Origin of the sequence: Kineococcus gypseus, from assembly GCF_050871305.1 — a bacterium.
In the GTDB taxonomy this organism is placed as follows: Bacteria; Actinomycetota; Actinomycetes; order Actinomycetales; family Kineococcaceae; genus Kineococcus; species Kineococcus gypseus.
In genome coordinates this window covers 1-14,916 of the sequence record NZ_JBJLRD010000025.1, presented here as the reverse complement: position 1 = coordinate 14,916, position 14,916 = coordinate 1, and the positions used below count along the sequence as shown (strand labels likewise).

Annotated in this window: 14 protein-coding genes; 1 reads left to right on the top strand and 13 read right to left on the bottom strand. The window is 76.2% G+C overall.

Annotated features, from left to right (window positions below; translation table 11 throughout):
- Positions 1–4 precede the first annotated feature (4 nt).
- The 12 genes from ACRYMN_RS11270 to ACRYMN_RS11215 form a co-directional block, all read right to left on the bottom strand.
- Entirely contained in the window at positions 5–2,947 is a 2,943-nt protein-coding gene (locus tag ACRYMN_RS11270; protein WP_432495022.1) for an FAD-dependent monooxygenase, read from the bottom strand.
- Positions 2,944–4,188 (bottom strand): beta-ketoacyl synthase N-terminal-like domain-containing protein, encoded by a 1,245-nt coding sequence (locus tag ACRYMN_RS11265; protein ID WP_432495020.1) that lies wholly within the window; start codon positions 4,186–4,188, stop codon positions 2,944–2,946. The genes ACRYMN_RS11270 and ACRYMN_RS11265 overlap by 4 nt, the downstream gene beginning before the upstream one ends.
- Positions 4,185–5,465, bottom strand: coding sequence for a beta-ketoacyl-[acyl-carrier-protein] synthase family protein (locus ACRYMN_RS11260; RefSeq protein WP_432495018.1), 1,281 nt, complete (start codon positions 5,463–5,465; stop codon positions 4,185–4,187). The genes ACRYMN_RS11265 and ACRYMN_RS11260 overlap by 4 nt, the downstream gene beginning before the upstream one ends.
- A complete protein-coding gene (locus ACRYMN_RS11255; RefSeq protein ID WP_432495016.1) occupies positions 5,462–5,962 on the bottom strand; it encodes a cupin domain-containing protein in 501 nt (166 codons plus the stop codon). Before ACRYMN_RS11255 ends, ACRYMN_RS11260 begins: the two co-directional genes overlap by 4 nt.
- Positions 5,959–6,399, bottom strand: a complete 441-nt coding sequence (locus ACRYMN_RS11250) for an SRPBCC family protein (RefSeq protein WP_432495100.1) — start codon at positions 6,397–6,399, stop codon at positions 5,959–5,961. The genes ACRYMN_RS11255 and ACRYMN_RS11250 overlap by 4 nt, the downstream gene beginning before the upstream one ends.
- Positions 6,400–6,473: 74 nt before the next feature.
- Entirely contained in the window at positions 6,474–6,734 is a 261-nt protein-coding gene (locus ACRYMN_RS11245) for an acyl carrier protein (RefSeq protein WP_432495014.1), read from the bottom strand.
- Between the two features lie 46 nt (positions 6,735–6,780).
- Positions 6,781–8,136, bottom strand: a complete 1,356-nt coding sequence (locus tag ACRYMN_RS11240; RefSeq protein WP_432495012.1) for an acetyl-CoA carboxylase biotin carboxylase subunit — start codon at positions 8,134–8,136, stop codon at positions 6,781–6,783.
- 4 nt (positions 8,137–8,140) lie between these two features.
- The gene (gene accB / locus ACRYMN_RS11235) at positions 8,141–8,677 is read right to left on the bottom strand and encodes an acetyl-CoA carboxylase biotin carboxyl carrier protein (RefSeq protein ID WP_432495010.1); all 537 of its coding nucleotides are present in this window, start codon (positions 8,675–8,677) and stop codon (positions 8,141–8,143) included.
- Positions 8,674–10,368, bottom strand: a complete 1,695-nt coding sequence (locus tag ACRYMN_RS11230; protein WP_432495008.1) for an acetyl-CoA carboxylase carboxyltransferase subunit alpha — start codon at positions 10,366–10,368, stop codon at positions 8,674–8,676. Before ACRYMN_RS11230 ends, accB begins: the two co-directional genes overlap by 4 nt.
- A 69-nt stretch (positions 10,369–10,437) precedes the next feature.
- Complete coding sequence (locus ACRYMN_RS11225) at positions 10,438–10,809, bottom strand: TcmI family type II polyketide cyclase (RefSeq protein ID WP_432495006.1); 372 nt, start codon at positions 10,807–10,809, stop codon at positions 10,438–10,440.
- 527 nt (positions 10,810–11,336) lie between these two features.
- Positions 11,337–12,200, bottom strand: coding sequence for a sulfurtransferase (locus ACRYMN_RS11220; protein ID WP_432495004.1), 864 nt, complete (start codon positions 12,198–12,200; stop codon positions 11,337–11,339).
- Positions 12,197–12,853, bottom strand: coding sequence for a hypothetical protein (locus ACRYMN_RS11215; RefSeq protein ID WP_432495002.1), 657 nt, complete (start codon positions 12,851–12,853; stop codon positions 12,197–12,199). The genes ACRYMN_RS11220 and ACRYMN_RS11215 overlap by 4 nt, the downstream gene beginning before the upstream one ends.
- A gap of 342 nt (positions 12,854–13,195) precedes the next feature.
- Here ACRYMN_RS11215 and ACRYMN_RS11210 point away from each other — a divergent pair, with 342 nt between their 5' ends.
- On the top strand, positions 13,196–14,152 hold the full coding sequence (locus ACRYMN_RS11210; protein WP_432495000.1) for an ACP S-malonyltransferase: 957 nt from the start codon (positions 13,196–13,198) through the stop codon (positions 14,150–14,152).
- Between the two features lie 68 nt (positions 14,153–14,220).
- On the opposite strand, the gene ACRYMN_RS11205 is transcribed toward ACRYMN_RS11210, so the two are convergent.
- The coding region (locus ACRYMN_RS11205; protein ID WP_432494998.1) for a hypothetical protein at positions 14,221–14,916 on the bottom strand (696 nt) is incomplete at its 5' end.

Genomic DNA, 14,916 nt, shown 5'->3' with positions numbered 1-14,916 from the left:
GGTCTCAGGCGAAGACCAGCGCGAGGTGCTCCAGGACCGCCGGCAGCGAGGCGGGCGCGGAGCGGAAACCGACGTGGCCGTCGGGGCGCACCACGTGGGCGGCCGCGCCGCTCACGCCGTAGGCGTCCCGGTAGGCGCCGCGCGCGTCGCGGTGCACGGCGTGCGCCAGGCCCGTCGGCACGACGGCGTCGGGGCTGACGAGCAGGTGGACGTCGAGCTCGCCGGCGGCCGCGGTGCGCGCGGCGTCGCCGAGCTTCTCCAGCTGCAGGAAACCCTCCTCGTCGACCGAGGCGTCGGCGTACAGCAGCAGCGCCGAGCGCGTCGAGCGCAGCAGGTCGAACAGCCGCTCCTCGTGGGCGACGCCGAACCGGCGCAGGCCGGTGACGTCCGGGGCGCGGTGCCCGGGTTCGGGGCCGGAGAGCTCCCCGGCGACGGACTCGCCGACCAGCGGGCTGCCGGCGTAGTTCATCGTCATCTGCATCTCGAGCAGGAACTGCGCCTTGGCGTCGTCCATGTCGATCTCGTCGGTGAACGCCATGCTCACGGCGCGGTCGACGATGGCGCGCCCGGCCGGGCGCCGCTCCGCCTCGTAGCTGTCGAGCAGCCCGTCGGAGGCCAGGCCCCGCACCGCCAGCGCCAGCTTCCACCCGAGGTTCCAGGCGTCCTGGATGCCGGTGTTCATCCCCTGCCCGCCGGCCGGCGGGTGCAGGTGCGCGGCGTCTCCGGCCACGAAGATCCGCCCGTCGCGGTAGCGGTCCACGATGCCGTGCTTGATGCGGAAGATGGACGACCAGCGCAGGTTGCTCGCCGTGGTGCCCGCCGGGGCGAGCTCGTCGACGACCTCCTGGATGTCGGCCAGGCCCGGCGGGTCGTACTCCTGCCAGAACCCGGCCGGCACGACGCCGGTGCCGACGGCCTCGACGAATCGCTGCGGGGCCATGGTGGCCACGCGGTAGCGGTTGCGCCCCTTCAGCGGCACGCACACGAGCATGCCGGTGAAGTCGCCGTCCTCCTCGATGCGCACGAAGCGCAGCAGGTGGCCCGAGGGCATGTCCCAGTCCAGGTCGACGTCGCCGAGCATGAACAGCTGCGGGAACATCGACAGCCCGCCCTCGAACGTCAGCCCCAGGCCCGAGCGCACGGCGCTGTGGGCGCCGTCGCAGCCGACGAGGTACTGCGTGCGCACGACCTCCTCGCCGTGCTCGGAGCCGAGCACGCACGTGACGCCGTCGGCGTCCTGCGCGAACGTCAGCAGCTCCAGGCCGCGCTCGACGCGCACGCCGGCGGCCTCCAGCGCCCCGGTGAGCAGCCGCTCGGTCTCGTACTGCGGCAGGCCCAGGTGGGCGTACGGCAGCTCCTCCAGGTCGGACCAGTCCGTCTGGTGGGTCTGCACGCCGTTGACGAAGACCGTCTGCCCGTGCAGCCAGACGCCCGCGTCGATGGCCTGCGCCACGATGCCCTGGCGCTCCCAGATCTCCATGGTGCGGCAGTGGATGCCGATGGCCTTGTCGGCCTGGGTGGAGGCCTCGGCGCGCTTGTCGACCAGGCGCACGTGCACCCCGCGCCGGGCGAGCTCGAGGGCGTGGGTCATGCCGGCCGGACCGGCGCCCACGACGAGGACCTCCGGCCCCGACGCGTCGCGCCCCGCGGTGGGCACCGCCACGTGCGAGGGCGCCGGGACGGTCTCGCGCACCACGGCCGCCGGTGCGGGGACCGGCTGCTGCACCGGGGTGGGTTCGGTGCTCAGCAGGGCCGCGGGCGCGGTGGCCGCGGTGCCCGTCGCGGTGCTCGCGGCGGGGGCGGCGGGGGCGGCGGGGGCGGCGGGGGCGGCGGGGGTCGACTCCCCCGACCCGGCCGCGCCCACGGCGGGTCGCTGCCTGATCGGCAGGATGCGGCGCTGGAAGTCGACCGAGAGCCAGCGCGCCAGGGGGCCGGAGTCGGCCAGGTGCGCGGGGTCCTCGACCCACTGCCGGAAGCGCTGCTCGTCGGCCCACTCGGCCACGATGTGGAAGCGGCCGGTCTCCGGGTCGCGCAGCAGCTCCTCGCGCAGGTGCCCGCCCTTGCCGCCGACGCGCTCGGCCACGAGCGCGTAGGCGCGCTCGAACGCCTCCTCCTCGCCGGGGGCGACGGAGGTGGAGATGTCCACGCGCACCGCGCCGGGCTGCAGGTCCCAGCGGTGCGGGTCGCCGGCGCCCACGGCGGGGCGCCGGCGCAGCTCGTAGACGGTGCGCTGGAAGTCGACGGAGAGCCAGCGCGCCAGGGACGCGGAGTCCGCCAGGTGCGCGGGGTCCTCGACCCACTGGCGGAACCCCTCGGCCGACTCCCACTCCGCGAAGAGGTGGTAGCGGCCGGTCTCGGGGTCGTGCAGCAGCTCCTCGCGCAGGTGCCCGCCCTTGCCGCCGACGCGGCCGGCGACGACGAGGTAGGCGCGCTCGAACGCCTCCTCCTCGCCGGGCTTGACGGAGGTGGAGATGTCCACCCGCACCGCCCCGGTCACGACCGGGGCGGTGCTCGCGGTGCTCGCGGTGGCCGCGGCCTGCGCGGGCGCGGCCGCGGGGTCCTCGGCGGGGGTCTGCGCGGAGGCGTCGCCGGCCCCGGCGGCGTCCCCGCCGGCGGCCCGCCCCTCCACCTGGTCGAGCACGGTGAACACCTCCCGGGCGGCGTCCTCGCGCAGGTCGCGCAGGGACTCGGTGAGGTTCTCCCGGGCGCTGCTGCGCCCGAAGGCGGTGGCGGCCTCGCGGTCGGTCCAGTCGCTGGCGATGGCGAACCAGCGCTCCTCGGTCTCGCTGCGCATCAGCTCCTGGCGCAGGTTGCCCGGCACGCGGCTGATCTCGGCCGCGGCCGCCCGCCAGGCGGCGACGAACTGCTCCTCGCAGCCGGGGCGGGCCCGCATGCGCAGCATCGTGCGCACCGGCCCGCCCGCAGCCGGCGCACCGGGCCCGCTCACGCGCCGGCCCCCTCGTGGCGCCGCAGCACCACGGCGCTGTTGAAGCCGCCGAGCCCGCGGGCGACGACGAGCACGGTGGAGACCGGGGTCTCGCGCGGGGCGGTGACCAGGTCCAGGCCGTGCGCGGCGGCGGACGGGGTCTCGAGGTTGCCCACCGCCGGCACGACGCCGTCGCGGATGGACAGCAGGGCCGTCGCCACCGCCAGCGCCGAGCCGCCGACGCTGAGGCGGCCCACCAGGCCCTGCGGCGCCGAGACCGGCACCGGGGAGCGCCGGCCGGCGAACGCGGTGCGCAGCGCCTCGGCCTCCGCGGTGTCCAGCTCGGGAACGCCGGCGGCGTCCGCGAGCACGAAGTCCACGTCGTCCGGGCCCACGCCGGCGTCGTCCATCGCCCGGCGCATGGCGCGCGCGTACTGGACGGGGTCGCTGAGCGGGTCCGAGGGCGAGGAGGCGTCGTGGGTGGCGGCGTAGCCGGCGATCTCGCCGTACACCTGCGGGGCGCCGCGCTCGGCGGCCTGCTCGGCGTCCTCCACGACGAGCACCGCGCCGCCCTCGCCGAGGACCTGCCCGGTGGTGGCCGCGTCGAACGGCTTGTAGGCGGCGCGCGGGTCGCGTGCCGGGGACAGGCGCCCGCCGACGGACTGGCAGGCCAGCGCGTACGGCGACAGCGACGCCTCGGTGCCGCCGGCCAGCACCGTGGGGGTGCCGCGGCGCACGACGCGCCGGGCGTGCCCGAGGCTGTCCAGGCCGCCGGCTCCCTCGGTGACCAGCACGCTGGCCGGCCCCTTGGTGCCGTTCTTGATGGAGGCCTGCCCGGTGCTGGCCGCGTAGAACCACGCGATCGACTGGTAGGCGGTCACGGCCTGCGGGCCGCGCCCGTAGAGGCCCGTCATCTCCCGCTGGCCGAACTCGTTGCCGCCCGAGGAGGCGGCCAGGGCCACGGACGTGTCGTACGGGTCGCGCGCGGCCGGGTCGTAGGCGGCGTCGGCCAGGGCCATGCTCGTCGCCGCCAGCGACATCCAGGTCCAGCGGTCCGTCTGGACCATCAGGCGGGGCTCGACGTGCTCCTCGGGGACGAAGCCGCTGACCTGCCCGGCCAGCGAGACGCCGTAGGAGGAGGGGTCGAACGCGTCCAGGGGGCGCACGAGCAGCTCGTTGGCCCGCACCGCGGCCCAGTGCTCCTCGACGCCGATGCCGCTGGGCGCGATCACGCCCAGCCCGGTCACCACCGTGCGCGTCACGCGGACCTCCCGGGAGCGGTCAGGGCGACGGCCGACTGGAAGCCGCCGAAGCCGCTGCCGACGGACACCGCCACGTCGATGCGCTGGTCGCGCGCCGTCTTGGGCACGTAGTCCAGGTCGCACTCGGGGTCGGGGTTCTCCAGGTTCGCGGTCGGCGGGACGACCCCGAACTCCATGGCCAGGGCGCAGGCCGCCAGCTCGATGGAGCCGATGGCGCCCAGCGAGTGCCCCACCATCGACTTGATCGACGTCATGGGGATCTCGTAGGCGCGCTGGCCGAGGCTGCGCTTGACCGCCGCGGTCTCGTGCCGGTCGTTCTGCTTGGTGCCCGAGCCGTGCGCGTTGACGTAGTCGACCGCGCTCGGGTCGACCCGCGCCTGGGCGAGGGCCGCGTCGATGGCCCGGCTCATCTCGGTGCCGTCCGGGCGCAGACCGGTCATGTGGAAGGCGTTGCAGCGGTTCGCGAAACCGCTGACCTCGCAGTAGACGTGCGCGCCGCGGGCGCGGGCGTGCTCGAGCTCCTCGAGGATCAGCACCGCGCCGCCCTCGCCCATGACGAACCCGTCGCGGGTGGCGTCGAAGGGGCGCGAGGCCGTGGCGGCCTCGTCGTTGCGCGAGGAGGTGGCGCGGATGGCGTCGAAGCAGGCCACCGAGATCGGCGAGATCGGCGCGTCGCTGGCACCGGCGATGACGACGTCGGCGTCACCGTCCTCGATGAGCTGGAAGCCGTAGCCCACCGCGTCCAGCCCGGAGGTGCAGCCGGTCGACATGAGCGAGGCCGGGCCGTGCGCGTGGAAGCGGGCGGCCACCTCGGAGGCGCCGCTGCTGGGCACCAGCGCCCGGTCCAGGAACCGGGAGCCGTAGGCGGGGTCGACGACCCAGTCGCGACCGGAGTCGCTGACCTGGACGTACTCGTCCTCCAGGCGCATCGTGGCGCCCACGGCGCTGCCCAGGCTGACGGCCAGGCGGTCGTGGTCCACGCCGGTGCCCGAGGTCAGGTCCAGGCCGGAGTCGGCGACCGCCTCGTCGGCGGCCACCATCGCGAAGCGCACGAACCGGTCGGTGCGCGCCAGCTCCTTGGTGGTCAGCCCGCGGGCGCTGAAGTCGATGTCGACCTCGGCGGCGATGCGGGAGCGGAACTTCGAGGCGTCGAAGAAGCTGATCGGGCGGGTCGCGGTGCGCCCGTCCACGAGCAGCTGCCAGAAGGACTCGCGGGTGGGGCCGCCGGGGGCGACCACGCCCACGCCGGTGACGGCGACGCGCCGCCGGCCGGTCACGGGGTCGCTCCGGGCAGCGGGGGCAGCTCCTCGGTGTCCACGTGGCCCAGGCGCGGCTGCGGCGCCAGCGGCGCCAAGGTGAACACGGCGGTGGCCGGCTGGTCGGAGTCGTTGATCAGCTTGTGGCGCACGCCGATCGGCACGCACACGCCCTCCTGGGCGCGCAGCGTGCGCAGCTCGCCGTCCAGGCGCACGCCCAGCTCGCCGTTGATGACGAGGAGGAACTCCTCGGAGTACGGGTGCCAGTGCTCGGTGACGACCTCGCCCGGCTGCAGGGTGACGGTGCCCATGAAGCCGGTGGTCGAGCCGGCCGTCGACGGCGCCAGCACGGTGCGCACGTCGCCGCCGCGCCGGCGGTTGGCCGGTACCTCCGCGGCGCTGACGGTCTTGATGTCGGAGGGCTTGGGCGCCTGCGCCTGGTGCAGGCGCACCGGGTCGGGCGCGCCCACGACGGGGTGCCCGTCGCGCGTCGTCTCGGTGCGGACCTCGGTGGTCATGCGTGGCTCCCCTGCTCGGCGGGGGCGGCGGCGCGGGCCGCGGCCTCGACCTTCCCCCGGATGACGTCCATCTGGACGAGCGTGTTGGCGTTCATGCGGTCGGTCATGGTGGGCGTGTCGACGGGGGCCTGCGGGCGCATCGCGAAGTCCTGCACCCAGCGCATGAGCACGCCGTCGGGTCGCTGCTCGTAGCTCCAGCGGATGTCCATGAACTCGAACGGGCCGGGCTCCGTGCGCCGCGCCACCACGGTGCGGGTGACGGGGTCCGGCGTGCGCTCGGACACCCAGGACCACACCGTGCCGTTCTCGTCCGGGTGCATCGACAGCCGGAAGGTGATCTTCCCGTCCTCGACGGACAGGACCTCGGCCTTGGCGTACTCGGTGAACAGGTCCGGCCAGTTCGCGACGTCGTTGGTCATGTCCCAGACCAGGTCCATCGGCGCGTCGATGAGGATCGAGTTGTCGACGTGGCCGGGCGTGGCCGAGCGGGCCGCGTCGGGGGTGGTCGCGCTCACGCGCCGGCCCCGGCCTGGTTCACCATCGCGACGATGTCGCCGAGGGTGTGGTCCTCGGCGTGGGCCTCCTCGTCGACGGGCAGCCCGAACGCCTGCTGCAGCTCGGTCTGCAGCTGCAGGAAGGCGAGCGAGTCCAGGCCCAGGTCCAGGAAGGAGGTGCTGGGGTCGTCGGTGCGCGCGGCGGCCGGCAGACCGACCTTGGCGACCAGCAGGTCCATCAGGTCGTCGAGGGTGAAGGTGCTGTTCTGGACGGTCACGGGTGTCTCCTCGTCAGGTCCTGCTGCGGGTGGGTCGTGAGGGGCGTCACGCGCTGAGCGCGGTGGCGCCGTCGAGGAAGCCGGTGTGGTGCTCGCCGGCCCGGAAGACCGGGTCGGACAGGACCTGCAGGTGCAGGTCGCGGGTGGTGACGACGCCCCGGCCCTCGACGCGCAGCTCGGCGAGCGCGGTGCGCATGCGGGCCAGGGCCTGCTCCCGGTCCGGTCCCCAGGCGATCAGCTTGGCGATCAGGGAGTCGTAGTGGGCGCTGACGCGCGAGCCCGCGGTGCAGGCGGTGTCCACGCGGATGCCGGGGCCGCCCGGCAGGTCGAAGACGTCCAGCAGGCCCGGCGCCGGCGCGTACCCGCGCGAGGGGTCCTCCGCGTTGATGCGGCACTCCACGGCCGCGCCCTCCAGGCGGACGTCCTCCTGCTTGAAGCCGAGGGGTTCGCCGGCGGCGACGAGGATCTGCTCGCGCACCAGGTCCAGACCGGTGACGGCCTCGGTGACCGGGTGCTCGACCTGGATGCGGCAGTTGACCTCCATGAAGGAGAAGTTGCCGCGGTCGTCGAGGAGGAACTCGAAGGTGCCGGCACCGGTGTACCCGACGGCCTTGGCCCCGCGCACCGCGGCGGCGCCGATCTCCTCGCGCTGCTGCGGGCTCAGGCCCGCGGCGGGGGCCTCCTCCACCAGCTTCTGGTGGCGGCGCTGCACCGAGCAGTCGCGCTCGCCCAGGTGCACGCCGTTGCCGTGCTCGTCCAGCAGCACCTGGACCTCGATGTGGCGGGCGCGGTCCAGGTAGCGCTCGACGTACACGGTGCTGTCGCGGAACACCGTGTGCGCGGTGCGCCGGGTGGCGGCGTAGGCCTGGCGGAACTGCGCGGGGTCGCGCACCACGGTGATCCCGCGGCCGCCGCCGCCGGCGGCGGCCTTGATGACCACCGGGTAGCCGATGTCGTCGGCGATGGCGGCGCCCTCGTCGGCGGTGGCGACCGGCTCGACCACGCCCGGCAGCAGCGGCAGGCCGGCGGCCGCCATCTGCGAGCGGGCGCTGGCCTTGTTGCCCAGCACCGCCATGACCTCCGGGCGCGGGCCGATGAACGTGATGCCGTTGTCGGCGCACACCTCGGCGAAGTCCGGGTCCTCGGAGAGGAACCCGTACCCGGGGTGGATCGCGTCGGCGCCGGTCTGCAGCGCCGCCTCGATGACGTTGGGGATGTTCAGGTAGCTGAACCGGGCCGGCGCCGGGCCGATGTGCACGGCCTGGTCGGCCGTGCGCACCAGGGGCGAGTCGCGGTCGGCGGTGGAGTACACCGCCACCACGCCGATGCCCAGGCTCCGGCAGGCCCGCGCCACGCGCAGGGCGATCTCGCCGCGGTTGGCGATGAGGACCTTGGAGAACACCGCCTCACCCCACCTTCACGGCGTCGGGGACCTCGGCCCCGACCGGCTCGATGAGCACCAGCGGCTGGTCGAACTCCACGGGGGTCCCGTTCTCCACGAGCACCTCGACCACGCGGCCGGCGACGTCGGAGACGATGGAGTTCATCAGCTTCATCGCCTCGATGATCCCGAGGGTCTGCCCCACGGTGACGGTGTCGCCGGGCGAGACGAAGGGCGCCTCGTCCGGCGAGGGCGCGGCGTAGAAGGTGCCCACCAGGGGCGCGCGCACGCTGTGCCCGCCGGCGGCCGCCTCGGCCTCCGCGGCCGCGGTGGTGTCGGGCAGGACCACCGAGGTGGTCGCCGCCACCGCCGTCCCGGGCGCGGCCACCACGGTGGTGGGCGCCTCCTGCCAGTCGACCTCGACGGTGATCTCACCGCGCGAGAGGGCGATCCGCTTCAGCGGGCCCTTCAGCGACTGCGACAGCGACACCGCCTTCTCGGTCAGCTCCGACAGCGCGTCGGGCTGCCCCTCGGCCGTCCCCCCGGTCCCCTGCGTGCTCACGCCACACCCCTCCCCGAACCCATCCCGCGCAAGCGGGCGCTGCGCCTCCGCAGCAACTCGTCCACGTCCAACGCGCACAGCTCGTCCAGCGCCTCGGCCACCGAGCTGCCGAGCAGCCCCGCGGCCGCCTCGGGGTCCGCGTGCGCCCCGCCCTCCGGCTCGGGCACCACGCCGTCGGCGACGCCCAGGCCCACCAGGTCCGCGGCCGTCACGCGCAGCGCGCGCGCCGCCTGCGGGGCCGCCTGCGCGTCGCGCCACAGGATCGCCGCGCACCCCTCGGGGCTGATGACCGAGAAGAAGGCGTTGCGCATCAGCAGCATCCGGTCGCCGGTGGCCAGCGCCAGCGCCCCGCCGCTGCCGCCCTCGCCGGTGACGACGCTGACCACCGGCACCCGCAGCCGGCTGGAGCGGGCGATGGCCTCGGCGATCGCGATGGACTGCCCGCGCTCCTCGGCGGCCACGCCGGGGTACGCGCCGGGGGTGTCCACCAGCGTCACCAGCGGCATCCCGGTGCGCTCGGCGTGCGCGAACAGGCGCATCGCCTTGCGGTAGCCCTCCGGGTGCGGCATCCCGAAGTTGCGCGCCACCAGCTCGCGGGTGTCGTGCCCCTTCTGGTGGCCCACGACCACGACCGGGCGGCCGGCCAGGGACGCGACGCCGGCGACGATCGCCGGGTCGTCGCCGTGGGCGCGGTCGCCGTGCAGCTCGACGAAGTCGTCGAAGGCGAGGTCGAGGTAGTCCAGCGTGGTCGGGCGCTCGGGGTGGCGCGCGGCGCGCACGACGTCCCAGGCGTCCGGCGCCGCACCGCCGGCGCTCGGCGCCACCACCGCCGAGGTGGTCGTCCCCGAGCGGCGCGGGGCGGGGATTCCGCCGGCCGGCGCCGCGGGGCGGTGCAGCTTCAGCAGCTTCGCCAGCAGCGGGCGCAGCCGCTCGCGGCTCTCCACCCGGTCCACCAGCCCGTGCTCGAGCAGGTACTCGGCCTTCTGGAACTGCTCGGGCAGCTCCTGCGGCACCGTCTGCTGGATGACGCGGCGGCCGGCGAAACCGACCGAGGCGCCGGACTCGGCCACGAGCACCTGGCCCAGCGAGGCGAAGGAGGCGGTGACGCCGCCGTAGGTCGGGTCGGTCAGCACGCACACCGACAGCAGCCCGGCCTCGGCGACCAGGGCCAGCGCCTGGCTGGTCCGCGCCATCTGCAGCAGCGACAGCGCGCCCTCCTGCATGCGGGCCCCGCCGGAGGCGGTGACCAGCACCAGGGGCAGCCTGCGCGAGACGGCCTCCTCGGCGGCGGCGGCGACGGCCTCGCCGGTGGCCGAGCCCATGCTGCCGCCCATGAACCGGAAGTCCATGACGAGCAGGACGAGCGGGTTGCCCTCCAGCGCCGCGGTCCCCGAGACGGTGCCCTCGTGCTCACCGGTGTCGCGGCGGGCGCGCTCGAGCCGGTCCGGGTAGGGCGTGGTGTCGGTGAAACCCAGCGGGTCGTGCGGGACGTCGACCGGGGCGAACTCCTCGAAGCTGCCCTCGTCGACGAGCTGGGCGATGCGCGCCCGCGCGGTCAGGCGCTGGTGGTGCCCGCACTCGTGGCACACGTGCAGGTCGCGCGCGAGCCGGCGGCTGTACAGGGGCCTCGCGCACCCGGAGCACTTGACCCACTCGGCTCCGGTGGCGGGCGGGGACGTGGTGGTGGTCATCTGCTTCCTCCTGGTCGCTGCGCCTGGGTCTTCACGTGCTGCGGTCCTGCTGGTTCCGCGCGGCTCGGGTCAGCTGCCGGGGCGCCAGGTGTAGAACCGCTTCGCCGAGGCGTCCTGCGGCCCCCTCCACGTCGACAGGTAGGGCGAGATGAACGGGTCGAGCTTGCGGCTGATCTCGCCGAAACCGGGCTGGCGGGCGGCGATCTCCATGACCTCGGCCGCGCTGCGGTCGAACTCGACCAGGTGCACGTACAGGTCGCCCAGGCTGTAGAGGCTGCGCTCGGTCACGCCCAGGGCGTGCGGCAGGTCGGTCGCGTCGGACTCGCCGAAGATGCGCGCCACCTCCGCCTCCGCACCGGGGGCGATCTTCGCCACGATGATGTTGCGGGCGGTCGTGCGGTCGACGCGGGCGGTCGCCTGGGTGTCGGCGGTGTCGGTCATGGGTTCTCCTCGGAACTGGCCGGAGCACGGGCGGGACGGCCGGCGGACCGGTCCTCGCGGGTCTCCGGCGGTGCATCGGTGCCGGGCGTCGGGTGCCGCACGCCGGTGGCGTGCGTCGGTGGCGTGCGTGACGTTCGTGGCGTGCGCGGGGTTCTCGCGGGTGCTGCCCGCGCGCCTGCGGGCGCACGGGCGAGGTGCCGTCCGGCGGGTCCGGGGACCCGGCGGCCGGCACGTTCCGCTGGGTAACGGCTGTGACGAGCGTGACGGCCGGCGCTACGGACCGTCAACGCGCCCGGCGGGTTCCGCTGGTGCGTGTCAGGACCGTGCCACCGCGGGAACGGGGACCTGCCAGCACCCTGCCGCCGGCGCGGGTCCAGGGGCCGGCGCAGGGGCCGGCGCGGAGCCGGAACACGGTCCGGAACTGGGCCGGAGCACGGTCCGGAACAGGGCCGGAGCAGGGTCCGGCACGGGCCCGGAGCGGGGCCTGGAGGAGCTGCGCAGGGCCGGCGCGCGGGCCGGCGCGCGGGTCAGTCGAGCTCGACGGGCACGTCGATGAGGCTGCCGTACTCGGCCCAGCCCCCGACGTAGTGGCGCACCCGCGGGTGCCCGACGATCTCGGCCAGCGTGAACCACAGCATCGAGCTGCGGTCGGCGACGCGGCAGTACACGACGGCGTCCGAGCGCGGGGTCAGGCCGCGGTCGGAGAACAGGCGCAGCAGCCGCTCGCGCGGGGCGAAGCGGTGCCCGTCGAGCACCAGGTGCGAGGGCAGGTTGCGCGAGCCGGGGATGTGCCCGGGCACCCGGTGGCGCTCGGCGGCGACGTCGAGCTGGTGCTGGACCAGGCCCTCGAACTCGCCCTCGGTGCGGCAGTCGAAGATGAGCACCGGGTCGGGGGCGCCCACGTAGCGCGACAGCAGCTCGTCGCGACCGACGATCACGGACTCGTCGCGCCCGGGGCTGCGGTAGTCGGCGGTGGCCACGACCACGCCGGAGTCGTCGAGCTCGCCGCCGGCGGCGACCCACGCCGGCAGGCCGCCGTCGAGCAGGCTCAGCCGGCGGTGCCCGTACAGGCGCATGACCCAGAAGGCGAACGCCGCGTGGCTGGGGTCGCTGGAGGAGCACACCACGACGTGGTCGTCCGCCGAGACGCCCAGGCCGGACATCAGCCGCTCGAAGTTGCGCTGGGAGACCGGCCCGCGCCGCACGCGCTCGTGCAGGTCGTCCCAGGTGGACAGCGGCAGCGAGCCCGGCAGGTGGCCCGAGTGGTAGGCGGCGGCGTCGTCGTCGACCTGGGCGACGACCACGTCGGAGCGGTGGGCGCGCAGCCAGCGGACGTCGACCAGGGCCGGCGCGGACGCGGGAGCCTCCTCGCTGGTGCGCGCGCTGGTCACGGCCCGTGCCCCCCTTCGTCGAGCAAGCCCCAGCCGGCAGCACGCAGGAGCGCCTCGGTGCGGCTCTCCGCCCCGAGGCGACGGTACAACTTGGCCAGCAGGCGGTACATCTCGCGCTCCGAGTAGGCCGCCGAGCGCGCGATGGCGGCGACGGTGCCGCCCTGGCCGAGCATGCGCAGCCACTCGCGCTCGTGGGGGGCGACCTCGGGCGCGTCGGTGCGCGCGCCGGGCCCGGTCAGCGCCGCCAGGACGTGCTCGGGCACCAGCACGCGCCCGGCGGCGGCGGAGAGGACCACCTCCACGGCGGCGTCGAGCTCGACGGCGGGGTCGAGCACGCCCAGCGCCCCGGAGCTGACGGCGGCGGCGAAGCTCTCGCGGCTGGCGCCGACCGCCAGGTGCACCAGCGCCACGCGCGCCGCGGGGGCCGCGGCGCGCAGCACGGCGCGCACGCGCTCGGCGCTGGGCTCGGGCACCACGACGACGACCTGCTCGGCGCCGCCGGCGGAGGCGAGCTCCGCGGGCAGGTCCTCGCCGTCGGTGCGCACCACGCGCTCGACGCCCGCGGCGCCCAGGGCGTGGGCCAGGCCGTGCCCGTAGACCTCGGGCACCTCGGCCAGCAGCACGAGGGGCGCGCGCACGGTGAGCGCGCTCACGAGCGCCCACCCCCCGGGGGGAGCGGGACGGGGGTGGGGGCGGGCGGCGCCCCGGCGGGGGGGCAGCCGCGTGCATAGCCGCGGATCACGGAGCACCTGCTTCCTCGCGCTCGGGGCGCGCAGTCCCTGCGCGACGGCCGGACGGCCGCCGCGGGTCGTCGCGGGCCACAGCCTCCCGCACGGGGTGCGCCGGTGGCGCCCCCGCGCCCCGGCAGGTCACTGCCAGGCACTGGCGCACGGCTGGTCACCCCCCGGGGCGGTCCTTGACCCCCCGGCGGCTCGGGAGCAGCGTCCCGGGGGAGGCGCCGCGCCGCGTCCCCGCCCCGCGACCCGGGAGGTCCCGTGATCGAGGTCCCCGAGCAGCCGACCGCGCTGCCGAGCACCACCACCGCCACCGCCCTGCTCGCCCCGGGCCAGGGCGCCCAGCGCCCCGGCCAGCTCGCGCCGTGGCTGGAGCTGCCGGGCGTCGAGCAGCTGCTGGGCGAGCTGTCCGAGGCCGCCGAGCTGGACCTGGTGGCCGCCGGCACGACGTGGACGGCCGAGCAGATCCTGCCCACCGAGGTCGCGCAGCCGCTGCTGGTGGCCACGTCCCTGGTGGTGGGCCGCGAGCTGCTGCGCCACGGCGCGCCCGCGGTGCTGGCCGGCCACAGCGTCGGGGAGTGGACGGCCGCCGCCCTGGCCGGCGTGCTGGACGACGCGACCGCGCTGCGCCTGGTGGCCGCCCGGGGCCGGGCGATGGCCGCGTGCTGCCGGGGCGCGGCGGCGGGCATGTCGGTGGTGCTGGGCGGTGAGCCCGGCGCCGTGCACGAGGCGGTGCTGCGCGCCGGGCTGGTGCCGGCCAACCACAACGGCGCCGGCCAGCTCGTGGTCGGCGGGGCGGCGCACGCGCTCGCCGCGCTGGAGGAGCAGCCGCCGCAGGGGGCGGTGGTGCGGCGCCTGCAGGTGGCCGGCGCCTTCCACACCCCGGCGATGGCCGCGGCGGTGCCGGTGCTGGCCGGGGCGGCCGCCGCCGTGCACCCGCGCGACCCGCGCCTGCCGCTGCTGTCCAACGCGGACGGCGAGCGGGTCCCCTCCGGCGCGGAGGTGCTGCGCCGGCTGGTGGAGCAGGTGGCCCGGCCGGTGCGCTGGGACCTGTGCACCGAGACCCTGCGCCGCTCGGGCACCACGACCGTGCTGGAGCTGCCCCCGGCCGGGGCGCTCAGCGGCCTGGCGCGCCGCGCCCTGCCGGACGTGCGCGTGGTGCCCGTGCGCACCCCCGAGGACCTGCGGACCGCGGGGGGCCTGCTGGCCGCGGGCTGACCCGCCGCGGGGGCGGGCCGGCCGGCGGCCCGCCCGCGCGGTCGTCGGCGCACCGGCGCCCGCCCCCCTCAGGGGGCGAGCAGCCCGGCGCGCTGGGCGGCCAGCAGCGCCTCGGTGCGGTTGCTCACGCCGAGGCGCTGGTAGGCGCGGTTGAGCAGGCGGTACATCTCCCGCTCGGAGTAGGAGGTGCGCACGGCCAGCTCGGCCACGGACACCCCGCGGGCGAGCTGGCGCAGCCAGCCGCGCTCCTCGGACGGCACCTCGCAGGGGGTGGTGCGCGCCAGCGGCACGCACAGGCCCCGGGCGACCGCCGGCGGCAGCACGGTGAAGCCGCGCGCGGCGGCCGAGAGCACCGCCACGAGCGTGGACAGCGGCGCGCCGGCGGGCACGACGCCGCGGGCCCCGGCGCGCAGGCCGGCCACGTAGCTGGCGGGCTCGGAGTCGTCGAGCAGGACGGTCAGCGCGACCGCCGGTCCGGAGCGGCCGGCCAGCAGCAGCGCGGTCTCGCGCGCGGCCGCCAGGGGCGTGACGACGACCACCCCCGCCCGCCCGTCGCGCCGGCGGGCGGCGCCGGACTCCTCCGCCTCGTCCTGCAGGGCGTCGAGGTGGGCGCGCACCTCGGCGAGGTCGCGCACGCACGCGCCGTCCATGCCGTGCTGCGCGACGGCGGCGGTCAGCCCGTGGGCGAACACGGGCGGCACCCCGCACGCCACGACGCTGGTGCGCGCCGTCCCCGGGGCGGGGTCGGGCGGGGCGGGGCGGGC

Excerpts from the sequence above, each read along its gene's own strand:
- ACRYMN_RS11255 (WP_432495016.1), bottom strand. The coding sequence starts at position 5,962 with ATGACCACCGAGGTCCGCACCGAGACGACGCGCGACGGGCACCCCGTC.
- ACRYMN_RS11250 (WP_432495100.1), bottom strand. The coding sequence starts at position 6,399 with ATGGACCTGGTCTGGGACATGACCAACGACGTCGCGAACTGGCCGGAC.
- ACRYMN_RS11230 (WP_432495008.1), bottom strand. The coding sequence starts at position 10,368 with ATGACCACCACCACGTCCCCGCCCGCCACCGGAGCCGAGTGGGTCAAG.
- ACRYMN_RS11225 (WP_432495006.1), bottom strand. The coding sequence starts at position 10,809 with ATGACCGACACCGCCGACACCCAGGCGACCGCCCGCGTCGACCGCACG.